The following is a 22,464-nucleotide window of genomic DNA, read 5'->3' as shown; positions in this document are numbered from 1 at the left end:
CATGCGAGGCGAAATCGAACTGCGCCGCGACGACTTTCGCGACACGCCGCGCACGCTGTACCGCACCGACGGGCTCACCGTCACCGCGTTCGCGTATCCGTCCGGCGTCGAGGCGCTGAAACTCGAGAACCGTCGCGGCCACCTCGTCGTGCTGCCGTATCTCGGCCAGATGATCTGGGCCGCCGCGTTCGACGGCCGCGACCTGACGATGAAGCACATGTTCCGGCAGCCGAAGCGCGCGGCGTCGATCATCGATACCTACGGCTGCTTCATGTTCCACAGCGGGCTGCTGCGCAACGGTTGCCCGGGGCCGGACGATACGCATGCGCTGCACGGCGAGATGCCGTGCGCGCCGATGGATCGCGCGAGCGTCGTCGTCGGCGCGGAGGCGCGCGGCGCGTTCGTCGAAGTGACCGGCGAATACGAATACGTGCAGGGATTCGGCAGCCACTACATCGCGCGCCCGTCGGTGCGGCTCGCCGAGCACGACGCGCAGATGACGATCGCGATGGAGGTGACGAATCTCGGCGGCGCGCCGATGGACCTGATGTACATGGCGCACCTGAACTATGCGTACGTGCCGGGCGGTCGTTTCGTGCAGTCGCTGCCTCGAGGCGGGCTGCGGTTGCGCGACAGCGTGCCCGCGCACGTCAAGCCGACCGCCGCGTGGCGCGACTACACGGCCACGCTCGCGCACGCACCGGAACGGCTCCACACGCTCGATGCGCCCGCGCTGTACGACCCGGAGATCGTGTTCTTCATGAACGGTGCGAAAACGGATGCGGACGGCGTCGCGCATTTCCTGCTCGAACATCCGGATGGCGGCGCGTTCCACACCGCATACCGTCCCGAGCAATTCCCGCATGCGACGCGCTGGATCCTGCACAACGCGGACCAGCAGGTCGCCGCGTTCGCGCTGCCGTCGACCTGCGAGCCGGAGGGGTATGAAGCCGAACGCCGCAAGGGCCATGTGGCGGCGCTCGCGCCGGGCGCGACACGCCGCTTCGAAGTCGTCACCGGCTACCTGAGCGCGGCGGAAGCCCGCGATGCGTGAAGCGATGCGCGGCCGCGCGGCGTCAGGTCACGAGCGCGATCCCGTGTTCGCGGATCGCCGTTTCGTAGCGGCGGCTCAGTTGCCCGTCCGAGATCACGTAGTTGAAGTCGGTCAGCTCGGCGAAGTACGCCGCGCGCACTTCGTCGAATTTCGTGTGGTCGACGAGCAGGAAGCGGTTCTGCGCACGCGCCATCACCTTCTTCTTCGCGTCGACTTCGTGGAAGTTGAAGCAGGTCACGCCACAGCGGTCGCTCACGCCGGCGGCGGAGATGAACGCCTTCGACACGCGCACCGTGTCGAGGATGCCCGTCTCGGCCACCGACTCGAACACCATGTTCTTGCGGTGGTACACGCCGCCGCACAGGATCACGCTGCAATGCGGCTTCTGCTGCAGCTTCGCGAACACGTTCAGCGAATTGCAGACCGCGGTGAATTCGAGGTCGTCCGGAATGAAGTCGACGACGAACGGCGTGGTCGAGCCGCAGTCGACGAAGATCGTGTCGCCGGTCGTCACGAACTGCGCGGCCAGCTTGCCGATGCGGCGCTTCTCCTCGGTCTGCCGGTCGTTCTCGGTGCTGACCACGTACTCGCCGATGTCGCTGCGCTGCGCGGCGAAGTGGCGCGTCACGTAGCCGCCGATCAGGCTCAGGCCGTGCGGGTTGTCCGCGAGATCGCGGCGGATCGTCATCTCGGACACACCGAACAGCTCGGCCACTTCCTTCAGATGAATCGCGTTCTGCCCTTGCAGCACGTTCATCAGTGTCTTGATCCGTTCGCCTTTCTTCGTTTCCATGCCAGTATCCTGCGTGCCTGCCGCATCCGTCGCTCGTCGTGCCGGGCGCGCGGGCCCGGCCGGAATGTCGTATTTGTAACAAACCGATGTGAAAACATCAACTTTACGTGTGCCCTTCCGGCGCACGCTCCGTGGAGTCCTGAAACATGCCGCTTTCCAACGCCCAACTCGCTCAAACCATCGATCACACGCTGCTCGCGCCCGACGCGAGCGACGCGCAGATCCGCGAACTCTGCCGCCAGGCGGCCGAGCATCGCTTTTACTCGGTCTGCGTGAATTCGGCGAACGTGCCGCTCGCCGCGCGCGAGCTGGCCGATACCGGCGTGCTCGTCTGTGCGGTGGTCGGCTTTCCGCTCGGTGCCGGGCTGTCGGCCGCCAAGGCATTCGAAGCCACCGCCGCGATCGCGGCGGGCGCCGGCGAGATCGACATGGTGATCAACATCGGCGCGCTGAAGAGCGGCCGCGCCGACGACGTGAAGGCCGACATCGACGCCGTGCATCAGGCATGCGGCGCGGTGCCGCTCAAGGTGATCCTCGAAACGGGGCTGCTGAGCGACGACGAGAAGGTGCGCGTGTGCGAGATGTGCCGCGATCTCGGCGTCGCGTTCGTGAAGACGTCGACCGGGTTCGGCCACGGCGGCGCGACGCTCGCGGATGTCGCGCTGATGCGCCGCACGGTCGGCCCCGTGCTCGGCGTGAAGGCGTCGGGCGGCGTGCGCGACCGCGCGGCCGCGCTGGCGATGATCGAGGCCGGCGCGACGCGGCTCGGCACGAGCTCGGGGGTGGCGATCGTGATGGATCAGGGGGGGAGTGGGTCGGGGTATTGAGTGACGCCCCGGCCGCCGAAGGATTGGCGGACGCGGTCGCGGTGGTACGCTTGGCGCTCCCGCGCGCCGATTCGCGTGCGGCCCCTCGCCGGTCCAACGAGAACACGCTTCTTTCGATCGAGAACCGGCATCCTGCTCGCGACCGGTACACACGACATGAACGTCTCGACACGCGATCTGAACACGCTCCCCGGCATCGACGGCCTGATGCGCCTGACGCAGTCGCTTGCGATCCTCGATGCGGTCCTGTCACCGGAATGGGAATACCGGTACTACTCGTTCAACCAGGCATGGGCAGACGGGGAGAAGATGGCCTCGATGCGCAACGGCTCCGGGGACCAGTGGTTCGCGATCTTCTCCGCCGCGGGCGCCGCCCTCCGTGGCGTGCTGCGCGACGCGCCGACGTACCGGCCGGGAAAGCCCTCGCCCGCCATCTTCAGCGGCCTGCCCGAAGCCTTTCACGTCAATCTGCTGCACGAACCGGCATTCACCACCCAGGACAGCACGTTCTGCATCTGGCGGCTGGCGCACGAAACGCGCTGGTCCTGCGGGCCGGTCGAATCGTCCACGGCTGAAGACCCCGACGGCTCCGCCCGATTGCTCGGCATGCTGGCCGGACGGCCCGGGCAGTACGTCGAATTCGCCGCCGAGTATTACGGGTGCGACATCGATCCGCGCGACGTCGCGGCCGTGTATCGCCACGAACCGCTTGCCGCCGGGCTCGTCCGGCGACTCAATCCCGATTGTGATTTTGCCTCCCTCCACGACGATCTCGTGGAGATCGGTTATCCGCGCGCCACTGCGGACGATCGCTAGCGCCGGCCACACGCACGCCGCATCGGACCATCTTCTCGTCGACAGGGAGCCAGCATGGCCAATCGATCCTATCTTTATAGCCTCGGCAACCGGCCGACCTCGTATGAAGATCGTCCCGAGACGATATCGGGGCTGTCGGAATGGGCGTACGACGTGCCATTCATGTATCGGTTACTGATGTCGTGCGACCCGCAGCCCTGCGCTTCGCTGATCTCGGATGGACTCGACGGCGCGAAAGTGCCGCTTCATGCGATCAGCAGCCCGTTCGCGCCCGGATTCGAGCGTGTCAGGCGTTTCGTCGCCATCCTGAGGGTGCTGATCGAATCGCATGCGGCGCCGACGCCCGCCGCTCCGCCGCCGGAAACCCCGGGGAAATCGACGCTCGTGGACCGGATGCGGCGCTGGGCGGGTCTGACACCTGCCCCGGCGGCGTCCAAACCCGCACCCGCGCCGATACCGGGGACACCCGCCGCGGTCGACCATCTGCCCGAATGGCTAGACGAGACCCTCGCATTTCTCGAGCAGCATCGCGACCAGTACCTGCTGCTCGAAACCGTCGAACTCGACCTGATGTCCGAAAGCGATCCGCATGCGTTGCGCGGACTCGTCGACGCGGAGATCGGCCGCTGCCGTCACGTGGGCGCAGCCTTCGAAGCGTTGCCGGGCGACACCGCAGAGGCGGCTCGCGTGCTGCAGCGCGCCGCGGCCGAGCGGCGCCCCGCGCCGCTCGATGCCTTTTTCGGCCTGCGTTTCGACGACAACTGTGACAGCACGCGCACCGGCGATACCGAACATCCGCTGGGTCTGGAATGGAACGACGTGCTGTACTTCGAGCTGTTCAATCGAGCGCAATTCGATGCGCACCAGGGCAAATCGGACTGACGCCGCAGTTGCCGTTCCGCGGAAGGACGCAATGCCGACAGCAAGATCCGCGCACCATGTTCAACGTCATGCAGACCCTGGGATACCAATGAAACGCCTGCTCATTGTCCTGTTGTGGATTGCTGCGTCCGGCCCCGTTCACGCCAGGGACACGCATGCGGATCTGTGGTCAGGCGTTTACACCCTGTTCCCCTGGGACAAGGACAGCCAGCATTTCGTCGACCGGGCAGTCGACACGCTGACCATCGAGAAAGTGAATGACGCCGACGCGCTGCGCGCCTGCCGTCGAGGTATGGCTCCGATCTGACTCGCTGGTCGATGTCATCCCGCACCGATGAAACGCATCAAAAGCGATCTCTGCGCCGGTTCCTGGCTGACGCCGAGACGGACGAGTACCACGAGTTCCATTGGAGCGATCTTCACGCGCAAGGAAAGATCGAGTGTATCGACGGCGGACACTTCTTCATCTGTCGGACAGCGCCCAACAGTCTGGTCGATGTGTGGGAGATGAAATTGGGACAACCAGTGGAATTTTTGGTGTGCTCCTTCACGGCGGACTGTTTGAGTTGCAGCGGGCCACGATGCCGTGAGCACGTGATTCGCCGCGAAACCGCGCACGAACTGCCGCATGTTCCGTTCGACGATCGCCACCTGTCGCTCGACGTTGCGCAGCGCATCGAACGCGATGAGCGCGGGCGCCGCGACCGGTTCGAGCGGCGCCGCGCGCGGCCCGCCGTCGAAGCCGCGCCAGCGGAATGCGACGGCCGCGTCGAAGTCGACGGGCGCCGGCTGGCCGGTGCCCGCGAGCGCTTCGAGCGCGGCTGCGATCCTTTCGAGCGAGTGAGCGAGCGCCGGGCCCTCCACGGATGCACGCGCGGCCGGCAATGCGGCCATCAGGTGCTGCATGTCGCGGTCGCCACTCATTGCCGCACGCCCTGCGAAGCGCGCGCCTGGAACGGAAACCGCTGCGCGATCGCCACGCCGACGAGTGCCACGCCGCCGCCGATCAGGTGATACAGCCGCAGCGATTCGCCGAGCAGCACGATCGCGCCGCCGGCCGTCATCACCGGCAGCAGGTTCATGAACATCGCGCAACGGCTCGGGCCGAGCAGCCGCACGCCCTGCATCCACAGATACGGCAGCACCACCGACGCCAGCACGCCGGCATACAGGATCAGCGGCACGCTCGCACGCGTCGGCCATGCCGCCTGCGCCGGCAACCGCAGCAGCATCGGCGCCATGAACACGAGCGCGGCGAGCCCCTGCACGTAGGTCGACTGCCACGCCGGCAGCGCACCGATGCGCCAGCGCTTGAGCAATACGCCGTACAGCGCATAGGCGGCCGACGCGGCCAGCATCAGCAGGTCGCCCGTATGCACGCCGCGCGCGGCGATCGTCGTCGGGTGCCCTTCGGCAATCAGGTAGACGACGCCTGCGAGCGACAGCACCCCGCCGCCGATCATGCCCACGCTGGGCGGATCGCCGAGCAGCAGCGAGCTGAGCGCCATCGTCATCAGCGGCACGAGCGCCGTGATGATCGCCATGTTGGTCGCGCTGGTCGTTTTCGCGGCCTCGTAGGACAGGCTCTGGAACAGCGCCATCGCGAGAAAGCCGAGCACCGCGAGCTTCGGCAGGTGCGCTGCGAGCGCCACGCGATTGCGCCACGCGGGGCGCAGCGTGAACACGCTCATCAGCGCGACGGCGAGCAGCAGCCGGTAGAAGGTGATCGCCGACGGGTCGATCGTCGACGCCGACAGCTTCGACACGACCACGTTGCCGGCCCACAGCGCGATCGCGCAGAAGGGAAACAGAAAAGGAGACTTGTTCATCGCATTCGACGGATTAATATCCCGACAGGGGGTTGGCGTGGATGGGAACGCCATCGTGCCCGCCCGTCCACCTGCCTGTCTCACGCCAAAATGTCACGACTTGTCGCCAATCGGACACTCGAGTCCACGCCGCCCGGTGCCCACCTGCGCTTCGAATCGACGCCGATGCCCGTCTCGGCGATGGCGGCGACGTACGCGCACGGCACGTCGATCGCGCCGCACCGGCATCGCCGCGCGCAGCTGCTCTATGCGATCGAGGGCGTGATGCACGTGCAGTCCGAAGGCGCATCGTGGGTCGTGCCGCCGACGCGCGGCGTGTGGCTCGAAGCCGGTCTCGACCACACGGTGCAGATGAGCGGCGACGTGCAGATGCGCACGGTGTTCGTCGAACCGGGCGCGGTCGAGCACCTGCCCGCGCGGAGCTGCGTCGTGGAAGTGCATCCGCTGCTGCGCGAGCTGATCCTCGCCGCGGTGGACGTGCCGCTCGACTATGCGCCGGGCTCGCGCCACGATCACCTGATGCACCTGCTGCTCGCCGAGGTGACGGTCGCGCCGCTGCTGCCGCTGTACCTGCCGTGGCCGCACGACCCGCGCCTGCGCACGATCTGCGACGCGCTCGTCGCCGCGCCCGACGATCTGCGCACGATCGCCGAATGGGCCGACCTGCTCGGGCTGTCGGTCCGCACGCTCCATCGTGCGTTCCGGCGCGAGACGGGGCTCAGCTTCCGTCGATGGCGCGAACAGGCGCGGCTGCTGCTCGCGCTCAAGCGCCTCGCGCACGGCGAGAAGGTGCTGACCGTCGCGATGGATCACGGCTACAGCAGCCAGAGCGCGTTTTCCGCGATGTTCAAGCGGCATTTCGGCGTGTCGCCGTCGGCGTTTTATGCGTAGGGCCGGGCGTGCGCGGCGCGCTCGCGCCCGCGCACGCCCGGCCCACCGCATGACGCCCGCCGCTAGCGCGCGGCAATCCCCGCGATGAAGCACACGCACGCGGCGGCCGACGCCACCGTGCGCACGTGATTCCACATCGTCCAGTCGTGCACGTAACGCGTCCACAGCGCCGCGCCCTGTGCGGTCGACGGATCGGCCGCGGCGAGCGCATCGTTGAGCGGCACGTTGACGGCCATCGTCACCGCGAACATCCCGACCACGTACAGCACGCCGCCGGCGACCGCCAGCATCGCGCCCGGCTGCTCGCGATGGAACAACGCGAGCACGACCAGCGCGAGCGCCATCAGCGTCGTGACGAGGAACAGCGGCATGAACGGCGAACGCACGATGTCGACGTTGATCGCATTCATCGCGGCCACGCCGGCCTGCGGCGCGATCCGTCCGAGCGACGTCATCACGAAGGTCGAGAACGCGAAATACACGCCTGCCATCAACCCGCAGCCGACGGCCGAGCCCCACAGCAAGGCGGTGGTCGCGAATGCGATCATGATCGTGCACTCCACACGCCGGTGGCGGCCGTCGCGCGCGCATAGTCGGCGAAATCGCGTGCCGGCCGCCCGAGCGTCGCTTCGATGCCGTGCGTCACCGCGCTGTTGCGCCCGTCGAGCACCACGCTGAACAGATCGTCGAGCAGCGCGACAATCGGCTCCGGCACGCCGGCTTCGCGCAATCCGGCGACGAACGCATCGGCCGGAATCTCGCGATAGACGACCGGCCGGCCGGCGGCCCGTGCGATTTCGCCGACCGCTTCGGCAAACGTCAGCGCGCGCGGCCCCGTGACCTCGATCACGCGGTTCGCGAAGCGCGCATCGGTGAGCGCGGCCACGGCGACGTCCGCGATGTCGTCCGCATCGACGAACGGCTCGCGCACCGCGCCGGCCGGCAGCGCGACTTCACCGGCCAGCACGCCGTCGATCAGGTAGCCCTCGGAGAAGTTCTGGTTGAACCAGCTCGCGCGCACCACGCCCCACTCCACGCCCGACGCCTGCAGCGCGGCCTCCGCGGCCTGCGCGCGGGGCTCGCCGCGCCCGGACAGCAGCACGACCCGCTCGACGCCGCGCTCCCGCGCAAGCTGCGCGAATGCGGCGATCGCGTCCACCGCGCCTTCGACGGCCAGGTCGGGCTGGTAGGTCACGTACGCGGCCGATACGCCGTCGAGCGCGGCCGGCCACGTGTCGGGCGCCGTCCAGTCGAAGCGGACGGCCGACGTGCGCGACACGGGCCGGGGCGCGATGCCGCGCGCGCGCAGCCGCGCATCGACGCGGGCGCCCGTCTTGCCCGAACCGCCGACGATGAGGATGGGAAGTGCCGACATGACCGTCTCCTTTGGCTAAAATACGAGAATGTCTCGCGTTTCAAAAACACGATAGACTCTCGCATTAGCAACGTCAAGTTTTTCTGGAGGCGGCATGGGCCGACAAAAATCGGGGCAGAACGATGGGCCCGAAGCGGCAGCGGACACGGCGGATACGCCCGCGCGCGCACGGCTGGTGCCGACGCAGCAGCGCAGCCGCGAGCGGTTCGAGCGCATCCTCGCGTGCGCGTCGGAAGTGATGATCGAGAAAGGCTGCGATGCGTTCCGGATGAGCGACATCGTCGAACGCACGGGCATCTCGTTCGGCTCGCTGTACCAGTACTTCCCTGACAAGGCGGCCGTGATCGGCACGCTCGCTGAGCGCTACAACGAAGCGGGCCACGTCTGCGTGCGACGCGACCTCGCGACGATGAAGACGCTCGACGACCTGCACGCCACGCTCGCCCGCATCACGGACAGCTACTACCGGATGTTCGTCGACGAGCCGCTGATGCGCGACATCTGGCGGGCCACGCAGGCCGACCGCGCATTGCAGGCACTCGACCGGGCGGACGGTGAGTTTCTGGCGGGGTTGTTCGCGGATGCGCTGGGCGAAGTGGCGCCCGATATTCCGCATGCGCAACGGAGCACCTTCGCCGAGCTGATGATGATCCAGATCGCGGCGGCCGTGCGCCATGCGATCACGCTGCCGCCGAAGGCGGCGCAGCAGATTCTCGCGATGTTCAAGCGTGCGCTGCCGCGCGATCTGTCGGTGCTGGGCGCGTAGTCGTGTCCAACGCGGTACGCGGCCGGCACCGACTTCACGCCGCGCCTGCCGGATACGCATTCCGCCGGCGGCGAGCAAGCCCGACGTTCGTCAGGGCATGACGGGCGGATGGTAATTGAGCGTGCTCGCAAGGGCCCAGAGCATGAAGATCACCAGCGGCAAATGCACCACCAGCTGCGTGAACGTGAACCCGACGATGTCGCGGGCCCGCAGCCCGAGCACACCGAGGAGCGGCAGCATCCAGAACGGATTGACCAGGTTCGGCAACGCCTCGGCCGCGTTGTAGACCGTCACCGCCCACCCCAGGTGGACGTGCAGCAGTTTTGCCGCCTCGATCACGTAGGGCGCCTCGATGATCCACTTGCCGCCGCCGGACGGCACGAAGAATCCGAGGACGGCCGAGTACCCCCCCATCACCGCGGGAAACGACGCTTGCGAGGACAGCGCGACGAAGAAATGCGCGAGATGATCGGAGAGCGGCAATCCGGCAGGCGCCGACGCCTTCGTCAGGATGTACGCGATGCCGCCGTACAGCGGAAACTGGATCAGCACACCCGCCACCGACGGCACGGAACGCGCGACGGCATTGAGGAAGCGCCTCGGCCGCCAGTTCAGCAGCATGCCCAGCATCAGGAACAGGAAGTTGTACGTGTTCAGGTTCGAAATCGCGATCAGCGGATTTTTCGTCGTGAACGTGTGTGCCATCCAGATCGTCCCGATCGCAACGATCGCGAGGGTGACGAGCGGGCTGTACTCGAGCCAGTCTCCCGGGCGAGTCGGGCGCGGGATCGCGGCGTGGGCGTCGTCGAGGGAAATCCCGAGCGCCGCCGCCGTCTTTGCACGCGTGCCGCCGGGCGCGGACAGCCACGCAATCAGCACCGAAACGACCGTCAGCACGGCAGCCATCAGCATCGACTGCGGCAGGAAGATGGTTTCCGCGAACGGAATGACGCCGGTGATCGCGAGCAGCGTCTTGGGCAAGCTGTCCGGGTTCGCTTGCAGTTGCGATGCGGACGAGCTCAAGCCAAGCGCCCACGTCGCCCCCATGCCGAGATAAGCGGCCGCGCCCGCGGCCCGGTAGTCCATGCGCAGATCGGCGCGACGCGCCAGTGCCCGGACCAGCAGGCCGCTGAAGATCAGGCTGATCGCCCAGTTGAACAACGAGGCGACGATGCTGACGAGCGCGACGAACGCCACGGCCGCCCGTCCGGACGACGGCAGCCGCGCGAGCGCGTCGATCAGTTTCGACGCGGGTGGCGATACCGCGACGACATAACCCGAAATGGCCACGATCGCCATCTGCATCGTGAACGGGATGAGGCTCCAGAAGCCGTCGCCGAACGCCACGCCGACCTGCCTGACCGGCGCACCGATCGCAAGCGCGCCCAACGCCACGATGACCACGGCGATCGCGGCGAAGATATAAGCGTCCGGGAACCACTTCTCCGACCAGCGCGCGACGCCGGCGGCCATTCGCTCGAGCGCGCCTTCGCGGTCCGTCGCCGGCGCATCGACGCGCGGCACTTCCATCCACTCCTTCATCCTTGTCTCCTTGTCCGTCAACACGCTAGTTTGATTTTTCATAGACCTGAATCGCAGCGGCCAGGTCTTCCATCGCGGTACCGACGGCCTTGAACACCGTTCTCTCGCTGTCATTCTGCCGGCCGTTCGCTTCGCCCTTGCACAACGCCGACAATGTCCGGTTCAGGCCGCCGATCGCGACGACACCGCGTGACAGCGGGCCAAGGAGATCACCGGATTTTTGCGGTGCCTCGTCCGTATCGACGTAAATCGCCGCATCCCGGAAGCAATCGTCGTCGGCCTCGCGCATGCGCGGCGTAAAACTGCCGATCAGGTCGAGATGCGATCCCGGCGCAAGCCACTTGCCATGGACGATCGGCTCCGTCGCGAGCGTCGCACAACTCACGATGTCCGCGCGCCGAACGCTTTTCTCGAGATCGGTAACGGGCGCCGCGTTGAAGCCGAGCCCGGCCAGCCGATCGACCAGCTCGGCCACTGCCCGGGGATTCCTGTCCCACACTTCGATATCCGAAATGGGCAACTGGCTGCGATACGCGAGCGGAACCAGGCTGCCGACGCGTCCGGCGCCCAGCAGCACGAGACGCGACGCATCCGGACGGGCCAGATAGGTCGCCGCCAGGGCCGATGCAGCCGCGGTGCGGCGCGACGTGATCTCGTCCCCGTCCAGCTGCGCAAGCGGTTTTCCCGTCCGCCCGTCATAAAGCACATAGGTCGAATGCAGCCCGGGTAAGCCGTGCCGTGCATTGCCCGGGAAGATGTTGACCGTCTTGATGCCCAGATAGCCGGTGTCTTCCCACGCGGGCATGATGAGCACCGTGCCTTCGTCTTCACTGCCGGCATTGATCGCATGCGCATGGCGAAGCGGCACGTGACAGCCGTCGACGAACGCTTGCCTCAGACGCGATACCAGCGATTCAAAATCCAGTGCGTCACGTGTTGCCACGGCGTCAAAATATTTCATGGTGAACATTTCCTTCGGCGGGTTCATGCATCGATGGCAACGTCGGTTGCCGGAATGGCCTGACAGGCGAGACACACATCGGGTTCATCGGGCCCGTGCCCGCTCAAATGCGCGACTTCACCCGATACGACCTTGACCGTGCAGCTCTCGCACTGCCCGACACGGCAGCCGCTCGGCATCGCGACCCCGAGCGACTCCGCGAACGACAGCAGGCTGCCGTCACTAGGCGTCCAGGTGGCCACGCGACGCGATCGGGTGAACTGGACGACGAATCGCTTCGACGGGTCGGGCGCCGGCCTGAACGGTGATCTGAACGCCTCCTTGAAGATGTCGAAGGGTGGAACACCGCGTTCGATCAATCCCGCGGTAATCGCCTGCATCATCGGTTCCGGGCCGCACAAGTAAAACCGTGCGCGCCGTCGAATCAGGTCGTCACTGACGACGTCCGCCGTCAGATAGCCCCTCATCTGGTAGTCACGCCCGAGCACCTCGTCGTGCGGCTGGTTGTAGCAGTTGACGACTTCCAGCTTCGGCAGCCGCTGCTTCAGTATCTCGATGCGCGCACGGAACGCGTGCGTCGCGCTGTTCAGGTTCGCATAGAAGAGTTTCGATTCCGGCGCCTGCGCGCCCCGATCCCGGATCGACTCCAGATAGGAGATGAACGGCGTGATGCCGATGCCGCCCGCGAACATCACGACGGGCTGCTTCGACGCCGGCGGCACGATGAAGGTGCCGGCGGGCGCGCCGAGCCACACGGGGTCCCCCACCTCGAGCGATCGATGGATATGGGAGGACATCGCACCTTCGAACGGAACACCCTCCCCGGTTCGGCCCTTCTGGTGGCGCACCGAGATGGCGTAAGTCCGGCGATCGTCTTCGCAGGCGGCGCCCGTCAATGAATAGGCGCGAGTCGTCCCGCCGTCGCCCAGCGTCGGAACGTGCACGGTCACGTGCTGCCCGGGCAAGTAGTCCGGCAACGCCCCACTATCCGACGCCCGGAACGTGACCGTTCGCACGCCGCTCGCTTCCTCGTGGATGGCGGAGACGACACAATCCCGCAGCCCTTTCCACGCACGGCGCGACGGATCGATCGACGGGTCCGGGCGGATCCGGCAGCGGACGGAACGCAGCGGCGACGATCCGCTCACCGGATCGAGCGTGGCCGCCGAAACCAGCCGGTTGAAGTTGCTGTGCTTGCGCCCCGCCACGGCGAGCGCATCCATGCCGATCTCGTCGCAGGCCTGCCACCAGCCGTATTCGGCCACGATCACGTCATGCGCAAGCTCCGGCACGACGCGTGCCTTGAAGCGCGCCTGGCCGTTCGTCGTTTCGATCAGGAACCAGTCGTCGTCGACGATGCCATGCTCCGCCGCCAGCGCGTCATTGAGTTCCGCGACGGGGTACGGCGCGCGGCGGCGCAGGCTCGGAAGCCCGCGGTGCTGACTGTGGCAGTAGTAGCCGTTCTTCATCGAGGTCAGCGTGCAGGGGAAGCGGCGGCGATCGTTCGCCTCCCCACGCTGTCCATGCTGCGGCGGCACATATCGGGGCACCGCCGGGTAGCCGTGACGATGCAACTGCTCGGAATACAGTTCGACCCGCGACGTCTCCGTGTTGAAACCGCGCGCGCCGTCAGGTGTCGCCGAAGCGTATCGACGCTCGTATTGCGTCAACGGCCGCGATATCCCCTCCGGATGTTCGCGCAGCATCGCGACGTCCATCCCGAGCGGCTCGAGCACATGATTCCATCCCGCCTCGATGCTGCCGCCGAAGAACCGATCCTTCATGCCGAGCCGAACGGCCAGATCGAAGACGATGTCGTAGTCGGCGCGGCTTTCCCCTCGCGGCGGCACCATGCGCTGCCTCAACTGAACGAGTTCGATCGCACGTTCGTTGATCTCGAAGCCGAGCCGCAAGCCTTCCCGCTCCCACGGCGTGTTCACGGGCAGCAGGATGTCCGCGTAGCGCGACGACGGCGTCTCGAAGAGATCGCAGTGAACGTGAAAATCGAGCGCGCACAGCGCATCGTGGGCCATACCGCCGTCCGCCTGGGACAGCACCATGTTCGTGCCGAACGCGAACAGCGCGCGTACCCGATAGGGCTCGGCGTCGAGAATGGCGCGATAGACGTCGCGTGCCGTCACCCAACCCTGCGACGGCGGGCCGAGCGGCCGCTCCGCCAGGCCGAGCGCCTTCGCGCGCTGCTGCGGATCCAGCATCGCGTAGCTGCTGACCGCATTGGCCGGCTGCTTCGCCCATTCCCGATTGGAGCCGCGCGTATCGAACGCGCCCGTCAACGCATACAACGTCGCGATGGCGCGTTCCGTCTGCGTGGCATTGGTGTGCATCCCCACGCCGGACCACGCGTGATACGCAATGCCCTGCCCGGGATGCAGCATGTGCGCGGCCTTCATGATGTCGGCGGCATCGACTCCGGTGATCGTGCTGGCATGGTCCGGCGTATAGGCCGCGAGCGCACGCGAATAGAGGTCGAACGCAGGCGTGCATGCCACTTGCATGAGACGGCCGGCCGAGTCCGTGATCCCGACTTGGCGCGTGCCGGTCATCGACAGATCGGAGAGCGCCGTACCAGCCTCTTCGTCAACCAGCTCCAGCCGATCGAGCGTCTGGTTCCAGAGTGCGTATCGATTGCCCGACGCGCGTGGGTCGATATCCCGTTCACGCAGGAACCGTCCGGTATCGGCACGCACCAGCAACGGGCCGTTCGTCCATCGCCGGACGAAGGGTTCGTCGACGTTGCCGATCGCGATCATCTGCCTCGCGATGGCCATGGCGAGCGCACCGTCGGTGCCGGGATTGACGCGCAGCCACAGGTCCGCCTCGCGTGCGAGCGGCGTCGGCCGCGGATCGACGACGATCAGTTTCGCTCCGCGGCGCCGCCCCTTTGCGATCGCATCGGCCTGGGCCAGCCACGTATTGGCGGGATTGTTGCCCCACAGAACGATGAGGTCGGCATGCTGATAATCCGCGGTCGGCATGCCGCAGCCGAACGTGAAGACATGCGCGCTGTCCTTGTGCCAGTTGCAGATCTCGGTCGCGTAGCAGATGTTCGGACTTCCGAACAACCAGACGAACCGTTCGACCCAGTCGATACTGTCGCTCATGGGTGTGCCGCTCGGCGTCGTGACGCCGAACGCCACCGATTCGGCTCCGTTCTCGCGCTTGAAATGCGCAAGGCGCTCCGCGATCTCGGACAGCGCTTCCTCCCAGCCGATGCGCTGCCAGCCCGGATCGGCGGCACCCTTGGGCCGGGTCCGCCGCATCGGATACAACACCCGGTTCGGGCTGTGCACGAGTTCAGGTGCGGCTTTCCCCTTCATGCACATCGCCTGGCCGGTCGGATGCGATGCGTCGGGCCGCACCTTGATCATCATGTCGCCACGCACGACGTTGATCGTGCCGCACCGCGACCGGCACAACGTGCAAAAGCCCTTTTTCTCCTGCGTTTCCATCGATTCGCATCGTCCGCTTCATGTTTGACTCCATGCTATGAAGCGGCAACGGCCACGACAAATTCATCCTTTTGATGGCGTGATATATATTGAATCAATATCGCGCGACCCGATCCGGTGTACCGTTCGGACCGTCGAGGCGGCGCCGTTCCGGCGCCGCCCGGATTGCCTGGAGCCTCGCCCGTGAGCACGCACATCACGCTTCGCCAGATCGAGTATTTCGTCTCCGTGGCCGACACGGGCCAGATCTCGCAGTCGGCCAACCTGTGCTCGGTGTCCCAGTCGTCGATGACCATCGCACTGAAGAATCTGGAGGAGAGGGTGGGCGTCACGCTGCTTCAGCGTCATTCGAGAGGCGTGCGGCTGACACCGGCAGGCGAGCGATTCCTGCGTCACGTGCAACACGCGACCCTGTCGATCGATCGTGCCGTGGTGGCGGCGCAGGAAGAGCCCGAGCAGATCTCGGGGCATGTTCGTATCGGCGTGACCGAAACCATCTCGGCTTATCTGATGCCGTCGCTGATGTCGGTCATTTCCCAACGGTTCGGTAACCTGAGCGTCAGCCTCGTCGAAAGCGAGCGCGAAGCGATCGAGGACATGCTCGTCGACGACCGCCTCGATATCGCACTGCTCCTGGTGTCGAACACGGCGGAGATTCGCGACCTGAAATACGAGACGATGCTTCGCTCGCCGCGCCGGCTGTGGACCCATCCGGATCATCCGCTGCAGGACGCGCATCGGGTCACGCTGGAGGACGTCGCGCGCGAAAACTACCTGCTCCTGGACATGGACGAGCACCTGCGCACCGTCGGCAAGTACTGGGGAAGCTACGGCATCACGCCGAACGTCCGGATGCAGAGCAAATCGATCGAGGCCGTCAGGAGCCTCGTGGCGCTCGGACAAGGCGTCACGATCCTGTCGGATCTCGTCTATCGTCCGTGGTCCCTGGAAGGAAACCGGATCAGCCGGCGCAACCTGAGTGTGACCGTCCCGACGATGGATGTCGGTGCGGTATGGCGACGCGGGGGCGCAACGTCAACGCCGTGCCGCGCGCTGCTGGATTTGTTTCGGTCGTGGAAGAAAGGCGCGCGGTAGACGCGTGCGATGCCGACGGCGCGTGATCGACATCGGAGCAGCGCAACCGTTCGTGCAGGCCGGCGCCGAGCACCCGGGCAGAGCGGGTGTGGCGATCGGAGGCCGGCGTCCGATCACGCGGCGCCGGCCCATGCCGGTCAGCGCTTCGCCGGCACCGGCGGCTCGCCCGCCGTCGTCGCGCTGCGCGCCCAGTCGGCGAACTCGGTGTCGTAGCGATTGCCGATGTAAGCGACATGGTTTGCGTACCCGTCGTAATCGCCCACCCGGAAGCGTGACACGATCGTGTCGACGTCCGCGCGATGGCGCTCGAACATGAAGCGCGTCGCCATGTAGCCCCACCGGTACGCGCGCGTGACGTAGTCGCTCGACGTGTAACGCGTGCCGAGCACGTCCGAGAACCGGTACGCGCCCGTGCGCACCGCGTCGATCGACTCCGGGTTGTCGTTCTTTCTCGACAGATACTCGGCGACGCCTTCTATCCACCACACGGTCGGCTTCGCGGTGCTCACCGAGAAGTCGCCCGCCATGTCGTAGCGGCCGTCGAGATAGTGCGTGAACTCGTGCTCGAGATTCCACACCTTGAACTCGGGCCGCAGCCACGATGCCTCGTGCGCGATGAAGCGCGCCTGATTGCCCGGCGCGGACGGATCGCCCTCGAGATACATGCCGCCGTTGTCGGTGCTGATGCCGTAGATCACCGACGCGTATTTTCGATAGTTCGCGTAGTCATCGAAAATGACGAGTTCGATCGTGTCGTTGCGATCGCCCGCGACCGGCTTGCGCCCGGTCTTCATCATCCGGTGGAAGTAGTCGTCCTGCCGCGCGACCGCCGTGCAGACCGACTGCAGCTGCGGCATCGTCATGTCCTGCGCGAGAATGCGCACGCCCGCATTGCATGCGTAGCGATGCGAGAGCACCGCGTCGGTCAGCCGCTTCTTGTAGTCGCAGGTGCCGTAGTCCGCGCAGCTGCCCGGATCGCCGTAGTCGACCGCTTCCGCCGCCGCGAGCCAGAGGTCGCTGTCCGCGCCCGTCATGCTCGTCGACGCCAGCAGGTCCTGGATCATTTTCTTCACGCGCGGCTTCTGTGTCGGATAACGGAGGAAGCGAAACGTTTCGCGCGCCGCGTCGGCCAGCTGATAGGCGGCGCTCGTGTTCGACAGGCTCGCGCGGTTCGCGGTGACGAAGCGGTTGAGCGTCTCCGGGAGCGTCGCATCGCTGTCGAGCATCGGTTGCGCACCGCTGCGCTGGTGCGCGTAGAAGAACACCGTGAGCAAGCCGGTGAAGCCGCCCGCCGCACTGCGCTGCAGCAGCGGCGCCGCTGCCTGCGGATTCGCCGCGCTCACGGTGTAGGACGCGATGCGGTTCTTCAGCGTCGGCAGGTAGTACGCTTCGTCCCGCATGTTCGTGATGAGCTTCATCAGCTCGTTCGCGGTGCTCGGCGCACGCGAATTGTCGCGATAGAGCGCATCGCCCTCCAGGCCTTGCTTGATATACGGGCGCAGCGACACAGCGAGATTCGGAATCGGGTTCGCGATGCCCGATACATCATATTGGTAATAAGCGGCACGCAGATAAATCAGCAAATTGACCAGGATCAAATTGCTCGCGTCGTATTGATAGATTTCCTGCACGAAACGACCCGCGACAGCGTGCACGTTCTCGGCATTGAAGATCTGCGTGGCCTGCGCTTTATCGACCGAGAACAGGCCGTAATGGCATTCGTAATCGGGAAGATTCGCGATGTAATCGGCGAGTGCCGCGCCGCGATACTGGGTCATCGCCGACATGTCGCGGCAATCGGCGCCCGACGTGCTGCGCTTGCTGCGCGTGGCCGGTTGCTTGAGCGGCGAGGGCCGGGTCAGCGCCGCGCGATCCTGTTCGCTGAGCGGCAGGTTGTACTGCGCCTGCTCGGGCGACACCGGCAGATTCTGCGGCACGCGAGGCATGCGCGCCTGCCTGGGTTGCGTCTGCTGCGCCGGCTCGGTATTGGCCGATGCGGTGCCGGCCAGTCCGGCGAATACCGACCATGCGACGATGGCCGACCAGCGGCATTTTTTTTGAAACCCCTCGTTTATTGCCACTTTATTTTCTCTCGGTTGTTTTTGGGCAACCAAGATATAACATTACACATTGAAACGTCAATTTAATCGATATGGAAAATATCAACGTTAATTGGTTTAACTATTTAACGATTAAAATCGATTTTCGAAATGATTCAACCGGCGGACAGGATTCGGTGAGCCACTTCCATCAATGAAAAACGCGGATGGCGAACCGCACCGGATAAACGACACCATCCGGCACGACTCGCCACCCGCGTTGAGGTCTTTCCAGCCCTCTGCTTACTTGCTGTAGTCGTACACCCCACGCCCCGTCTTCCGCCCGAGCCTGCCGGCCGTCACCATCTCGCGCAGCAGCGGGCATGCACGATACTTCGGATCGCCGAAGTCCTTCACGAACACGTCCATCACCGCGAGGCACACGTCGAGGCCGACGAGGTCGGCCAGCGCGAGCGGCCCGATCGGGTGGTTCGCGCCGAGCTTCATCCCCGCGTCGATTTCCTCGGCCGACGCGATGCCTTCCGCCAGCACGAAGAACGCCTCGTTGATCATCGGCACGAGAATCCGGTTCACGACGAAGCCCGGCGAATTGCGCACGCCGATCGGCGACTTGTCGAAACGCTCGGTCAGCTCGCGCACCGCCTGCGCGGTCGCGTCGCTCGTCTGCAGCCCGCGGATGATCTCGACGAGCGGCATCAGCGGCACCGGGTTGAAGAAGTGCATGCCGACGAAGCGCGCCGGATCGGCGAGCGGCGCCGCGAGCGCGGTGATCGAGATCGACGACGTGTTGGTCGCGATGATCGCTTCCGGCCGCGCGACGGACTCGATCTGCTTCAGGATGCGGCCCTTCAGCTCGACGTTCTCGGTCGCGGCTTCGATCACGATATCGGCCGCTGCGAGCTTCGCGTAGTCGGTCGACGTCGTGATGCGCGCGAGCGCCGCATCGCGCGTGGCGGCGTCGAGCTTGTCCTTCGACACGAGCCGCTCGAGGCTGCCCTTCAGCGTCGCGATGCCCTTCTCGAGCGCCGCGTCGCTGACGTCGATCATCACGACGTTGAGACCCGCAACGGCGGCGGTCTGCGCAATGCCGTTGCCCATGGTTCCGGCGCCCACGACGCCGACGATTTCGATGGCCATGAAATTTCCTGTGTGTTCGGGTGCTGAGCGTTCGATTATCAGATGTTCTCGAAGATCGCAGCAATCCCCTGGCCGCCGCCGATACACATCGTCACGAGCGCGTAACGCCCGCCGATGCGCTTCAGTTCGTACAGCGCCTTGACCGTGATCAGCGCGCCGGTCGCACCGATCGGGTGGCCGAGCGAGATGCCCGAGCCGTTCGGGTTGACCTTCGCCGGATCGAGGCCGAGCTCCTGCGTGACCGCGCAGGCCTGGGCCGCGAATGCCTCGTTCGCCTCGATCACGTCGAGATCGCTGATCTTCAGGCCCGCGCGTTCGAGCGCCTTCTGCGTGGCCGGCACCGGGCCGATGCCCATGTATGCCGGATCGACACCCGCGTGCGCATACGCGACGAGGCGGGCGAGCGGCTTCACGCCTTGCGCGCGCGCGGCGTCCGCGCTCATCATCAGCACGGCCGCGGCCGCATCGTTGATGCCCGACGCGTTGCCGGCCGTGACGGTGCCGTTCTCCTTCTGGAACACCGGCTTCAGCTTCGTGAAATCATCCGCGCTGGCTTCGAGGCGCACGTGCTCGTCGGTGTCGAACGCAACCTCACCCTTCTTCGTGCGGATCGAGATCGGCAGGATCTGATCCTTGAAGCGCCCTTCCGCGATCGCACGCGCCGCGCGACGATGCGATTCAAGCGCCAGCGCATCCTGCGCGTCGCGCGAGATGCCGTACTTCGCCGCGACGTTCTCGGCCGTCACGCCCATGTGGATCGTCTGGAACGGGTCGTGCAGCGCGCCGAGCATCATGTCGACAAGCTTGCCGTCACCCATGCGCTGGCCGAAGCGCGCGGCCGGCACGGTGTACGGAGCGCGGCTCATGCTTTCCGAGCCGCCGCCGATCGCGATGTCGGCGTCGCCGAGCATGATCGTCTGCGCGGCCGACACGATCGCCTGCAGGCCCGACCCGCACAGGCGGTTCACGGTCAGCGCGGGCGTATGCTGCGCCACGCCGCCGTTGATCGCCGCGACACGCGCGAGATACATGTCCTTCGGCTCGGTGTTCACGACGTGGCCGAACACGACATGCCCGACTGCGTCGCCCGGCACGTTCGCACGCGACAGCACTTCGGCGACCACCTTCGCACCGAGGTCGGTCGGCGAGAAATCCTTCAGGCTGCCGCCGAAATCACCGATCGCGGTACGGACACCGCTCACCACCACGACTTCTTTCGCTGCATTGCTCATCGTCTCACTCCGGTTCGTTCGCGCCCGCAGGCGCGGGGATGCGTTGCGTTACATGTTCGGGTAATTCGGCCCGCCACCGCCTTCCGGCGTGACCCACACGATGTTCTGCGTCGGGTCCTTGATGTCGCAGGTCTTGCAGTGAACGCAGTTCTGCGCGTTGATCACCAGTCGATCGCTGCCGTCGTCGTTCTTCACGAACTCATACACGGCCGCCGGGCAGAAACGCCCCTCCGGCCCCGCGTAGGTGCGCAGGTTCACGTTCACCGGCACGTTCGCATCCTTCAGCGTCAGGTGCGCCGGCTGGTTCTCCTCGTGGTTCGTGTTCGAGATGAACACCGACGAGAGGCGATCGAACGTCAGCTTGCCGTCCGGCTTCGGATACTCGATCGGCTGGCATTGCGACGCCGGCTTCAGCATCTCGTGGTCCGCATGCTTGTGATGCAGCGTCCACGGCACGTTGCCGCCCATCACCTTCTGCTCGAGCCCGACCATCAGCGTGCCGAGGTACAGCCCCTTCGCCATCCACTGCTTGAAGTTGCGCGCGCGGTACAGCTCCGTGTACAGCCACGACTGCTTGAAGGCGTCCGGGTACGCGTTGAGCTCGTCCGACTGGCGGCCGGCCTGCACCGCGTCGAATGCGGCGTCGGCGGCCAGCATGCCGGTCTTGATCGCCGCGTGGCTGCCCTTGATCCGCGATGCGTTCAGGAAGCCCGCGTCGTCGCCGATCAGCGCGCCGCCCGGGAACACCGTCTTCGGCAGCGACAGCAGTCCGCCGGCCGTGATCGCGCGCGCGCCGTACGACACGCGCTTGCCGCCTTCCAGGAACGCACGGATCGACGGGTGCGTCTTGTAGCGCTGGAATTCCTCGAACGGCGACAGGTACGGGTTCGTGTAGCCGAGGCCGACCACGAAGCCGACCACGACCTGGTTGTTGTCCATGTGATACAGGAACGAGCCGCCGTAGGTATCCGACTTCAGCGGCCAGCCGGCCGTGTGGATCACGAGGCCCGGCTTGTGCTTGGCCGGGTCGATTTCCCACAGTTCCTTGATGCCGATCCCGTAGGCCTGCGGATCCGCGTTTGCGTCGAGCTTGAACTTCGAGATCAGCTGGCGGCCCAGATGGCCGCGGCAGCCTTCGGCGAACAGCGTGTACTTCGCATGCAGTTCCATGCCGAGCTGGAAGTTCTCGGTCGGCTCGCCGTCCTTGCCCACGCCCATGTTGCCGGTGGCGACGCCTTTGACCGAGCCGTCGTCGTTGTAGAGAATCTCCGCGGCCGGGAAGCCCGGAAAGATCTCGACGCCCAGCGCCTCGGCCTGCTGTCCAAGCCAGCGCGTGACGTTGCCCAGTGAAATCACGTAGTTGCCGTGGTTCTGGAAGTTCGCGGGCAGCGCCCAGTTCGGCGTGGTGACCGCGCTCTTCTCGGACAGGAACAGGAAGCGGTCTTCCGTCACCTCGACGTCGAGCGGTGCACCGCGCTCCTTCCAGTCGGGGAACAGCTCGTTGATCGCGCGCGGGTCCATCACCGCGCCCGACAGGATGTGCGCGCCGATCTCGGAACCCTTCTCGAGCACGCACACGCCGATCTCGGTGCCTTTCTCGGCGGCCAGCTGCTTGAGCCGGATCGCCGCCGACAGCCCGGCGGGGCCGCCGCCGACGATTACGACGTCGTATTCCATCGATTCGCGCGGGCCGTACTGCGCGAGCAAGTCCTGTGTGGTCAAAATCCTGTCTCC

General features: G+C 66.0%; 19 protein-coding genes and 2 pseudogenes. 9 read left to right on the top strand and 12 right to left on the bottom strand.

Annotation, left to right across the window (positions count from 1 at the left end; translation table 11 throughout):
* Position 1: 1 nt before the first annotated feature.
* Positions 2-1,054 (top strand): aldose 1-epimerase family protein, encoded by a 1,053-nt coding sequence (locus CFB43_RS34085; RefSeq protein WP_089498523.1) that lies wholly within the window; start codon positions 2-4, stop codon positions 1,052-1,054.
* 22 nt (positions 1,055-1,076) lie between these two features.
* On the opposite strand, the gene deoR is transcribed toward CFB43_RS34085, so the two are convergent.
* On the bottom strand, positions 1,077-1,847 hold the full coding sequence (gene deoR / locus CFB43_RS34080; RefSeq protein ID WP_089498522.1) for a DNA-binding transcriptional repressor DeoR: 771 nt from the start codon (positions 1,845-1,847) through the stop codon (positions 1,077-1,079).
* A gap of 146 nt (positions 1,848-1,993) precedes the next feature.
* Between deoR and deoC the strand changes: the two genes are divergently transcribed.
* The 5 genes and pseudogenes from deoC to CFB43_RS34060 all read left to right on the top strand — a co-directional run bounded on the left by deoC (position 1,994) and on the right by CFB43_RS34060 (position 4,679).
* Positions 1,994-2,674: a deoxyribose-phosphate aldolase gene (gene deoC, locus CFB43_RS34075; protein WP_089498521.1), complete on the top strand. Its 681-nt coding sequence runs from the start codon at positions 1,994-1,996 to the stop codon at positions 2,672-2,674.
* A 156-nt stretch (positions 2,675-2,830) separates the two neighbouring features.
* Positions 2,831-3,490 carry a hypothetical protein gene (locus tag CFB43_RS34070; RefSeq protein ID WP_089498520.1) on the top strand — a complete coding sequence of 220 codons (660 nt, stop codon included), beginning with the start codon at positions 2,831-2,833 and terminating at the stop codon, positions 3,488-3,490.
* Positions 3,491-3,544: 54 nt separating this feature from the next.
* Positions 3,545-3,790: pseudogene (locus CFB43_RS39270) on the top strand (DUF7822 domain-containing protein); the annotation flags it as partial.
* A gap of 12 nt (positions 3,791-3,802) precedes the next feature.
* The gene (locus tag CFB43_RS34065) at positions 3,803-4,372 is read left to right on the top strand and encodes a hypothetical protein (protein ID WP_144023163.1); all 570 of its coding nucleotides are present in this window, start codon (positions 3,803-3,805) and stop codon (positions 4,370-4,372) included.
* Positions 4,373-4,460: 88 nt separating this feature from the next.
* Positions 4,461-4,679 carry a hypothetical protein gene (locus tag CFB43_RS34060; RefSeq protein ID WP_089498518.1) on the top strand — a complete coding sequence of 73 codons (219 nt, stop codon included), beginning with the start codon at positions 4,461-4,463 and terminating at the stop codon, positions 4,677-4,679.
* A gap of 281 nt (positions 4,680-4,960) precedes the next feature.
* On the opposite strand, the pseudogene CFB43_RS39265 reads toward CFB43_RS34060, so the two are convergent.
* Positions 4,961-5,296 (bottom strand): annotated as a pseudogene (locus tag CFB43_RS39265) (DUF815 domain-containing protein); the annotation flags it as partial.
* Complete coding sequence (locus CFB43_RS34050) at positions 5,293-6,201, bottom strand: DMT family transporter (protein WP_089498517.1); 909 nt, start codon at positions 6,199-6,201, stop codon at positions 5,293-5,295. The pseudogene CFB43_RS39265 and the gene CFB43_RS34050, both read right to left, overlap by 4 nt.
* Before the next feature lie 90 nt (positions 6,202-6,291).
* On the opposite strand from CFB43_RS34050, the gene CFB43_RS34045 reads away from it, so the two are divergent.
* The gene (locus CFB43_RS34045; RefSeq protein WP_039362607.1) at positions 6,292-7,092 is read left to right on the top strand and encodes an AraC family transcriptional regulator; all 801 of its coding nucleotides are present in this window, start codon (positions 6,292-6,294) and stop codon (positions 7,090-7,092) included.
* Between the two features lie 62 nt (positions 7,093-7,154).
* On the opposite strand, the gene CFB43_RS34040 is transcribed toward CFB43_RS34045, so the two are convergent.
* Together CFB43_RS34040 and CFB43_RS34035 are read right to left on the bottom strand one after the other, a co-directional pair.
* Positions 7,155-7,640, bottom strand: a complete 486-nt coding sequence (locus CFB43_RS34040) for an anthrone oxygenase family protein (protein ID WP_089498516.1) — start codon at positions 7,638-7,640, stop codon at positions 7,155-7,157.
* Complete coding sequence (locus CFB43_RS34035) at positions 7,637-8,467, bottom strand: NmrA family NAD(P)-binding protein (protein WP_089498515.1); 831 nt, start codon at positions 8,465-8,467, stop codon at positions 7,637-7,639. The genes CFB43_RS34040 and CFB43_RS34035 overlap by 4 nt, the downstream gene beginning before the upstream one ends.
* A gap of 94 nt (positions 8,468-8,561) precedes the next feature.
* Between CFB43_RS34035 and CFB43_RS34030 the strand changes: the two genes are divergently transcribed.
* Positions 8,562-9,233: a TetR family transcriptional regulator gene (locus CFB43_RS34030; protein ID WP_089498514.1), complete on the top strand. Its 672-nt coding sequence runs from the start codon at positions 8,562-8,564 to the stop codon at positions 9,231-9,233.
* A gap of 90 nt (positions 9,234-9,323) precedes the next feature.
* On the opposite strand, the gene CFB43_RS34025 is transcribed toward CFB43_RS34030, so the two are convergent.
* Genes CFB43_RS34025 through CFB43_RS34015 form a run of 3 tightly spaced genes read right to left on the bottom strand, consistent with a single transcriptional unit; the run spans position 9,324 to position 15,206 of the window.
* Positions 9,324-10,775, bottom strand: a complete 1,452-nt coding sequence (locus tag CFB43_RS34025; RefSeq protein WP_089498513.1) for a short-chain fatty acid transporter — start codon at positions 10,773-10,775, stop codon at positions 9,324-9,326.
* A 25-nt stretch (positions 10,776-10,800) separates the two neighbouring features.
* Positions 10,801-11,736, bottom strand: coding sequence for an ornithine cyclodeaminase family protein (locus tag CFB43_RS34020; RefSeq protein ID WP_089499048.1), 936 nt, complete (start codon positions 11,734-11,736; stop codon positions 10,801-10,803).
* Between the two features lie 23 nt (positions 11,737-11,759).
* Complete coding sequence (locus CFB43_RS34015; protein ID WP_089498512.1) at positions 11,760-15,206, bottom strand: molybdopterin-dependent oxidoreductase; 3,447 nt, start codon at positions 15,204-15,206, stop codon at positions 11,760-11,762.
* 183 nt (positions 15,207-15,389) lie between these two features.
* Between CFB43_RS34015 and CFB43_RS34010 the strand changes: the two genes are divergently transcribed.
* Positions 15,390-16,301 (top strand): LysR family transcriptional regulator, encoded by a 912-nt coding sequence (locus CFB43_RS34010; protein WP_089498511.1) that lies wholly within the window; start codon positions 15,390-15,392, stop codon positions 16,299-16,301.
* A 137-nt stretch (positions 16,302-16,438) separates the two neighbouring features.
* Here the strand turns inward: CFB43_RS34010 and CFB43_RS34005 are convergent, their stop codons facing one another.
* The 4 genes from CFB43_RS34005 to CFB43_RS33990 all read right to left on the bottom strand — a co-directional run bounded on the left by CFB43_RS34005 (position 16,439) and on the right by CFB43_RS33990 (position 22,407).
* Positions 16,439-18,376, bottom strand: a complete 1,938-nt coding sequence (locus tag CFB43_RS34005; protein ID WP_089499047.1) for a collagenase — start codon at positions 18,374-18,376, stop codon at positions 16,439-16,441.
* A 267-nt stretch (positions 18,377-18,643) separates the two neighbouring features.
* Positions 18,644-19,498 (bottom strand): 3-hydroxybutyryl-CoA dehydrogenase, encoded by an 855-nt coding sequence (locus CFB43_RS34000; RefSeq protein ID WP_089498510.1) that lies wholly within the window; start codon positions 19,496-19,498, stop codon positions 18,644-18,646.
* Between the two features lie 38 nt (positions 19,499-19,536).
* The gene (bktB, locus tag CFB43_RS33995) at positions 19,537-20,730 is read right to left on the bottom strand and encodes a beta-ketothiolase BktB (RefSeq protein WP_089498509.1); all 1,194 of its coding nucleotides are present in this window, start codon (positions 20,728-20,730) and stop codon (positions 19,537-19,539) included.
* Positions 20,731-20,778: 48 nt separating this feature from the next.
* The gene (locus CFB43_RS33990) at positions 20,779-22,407 is read right to left on the bottom strand and encodes an electron transfer flavoprotein-ubiquinone oxidoreductase (RefSeq protein WP_373452577.1); all 1,629 of its coding nucleotides are present in this window, start codon (positions 22,405-22,407) and stop codon (positions 20,779-20,781) included.
* Positions 22,408-22,464: the final 57 nt, after the last annotated feature.

This window comes from Burkholderia sp. AU15512 (assembly GCF_002223325.1).
In the GTDB taxonomy this organism is placed as follows: Bacteria; Pseudomonadota; Gammaproteobacteria; order Burkholderiales; family Burkholderiaceae; genus Burkholderia.
Note: the sequence above shows the minus strand (reverse complement) of the source record. Positions and strands in the feature narration are given on the sequence as shown.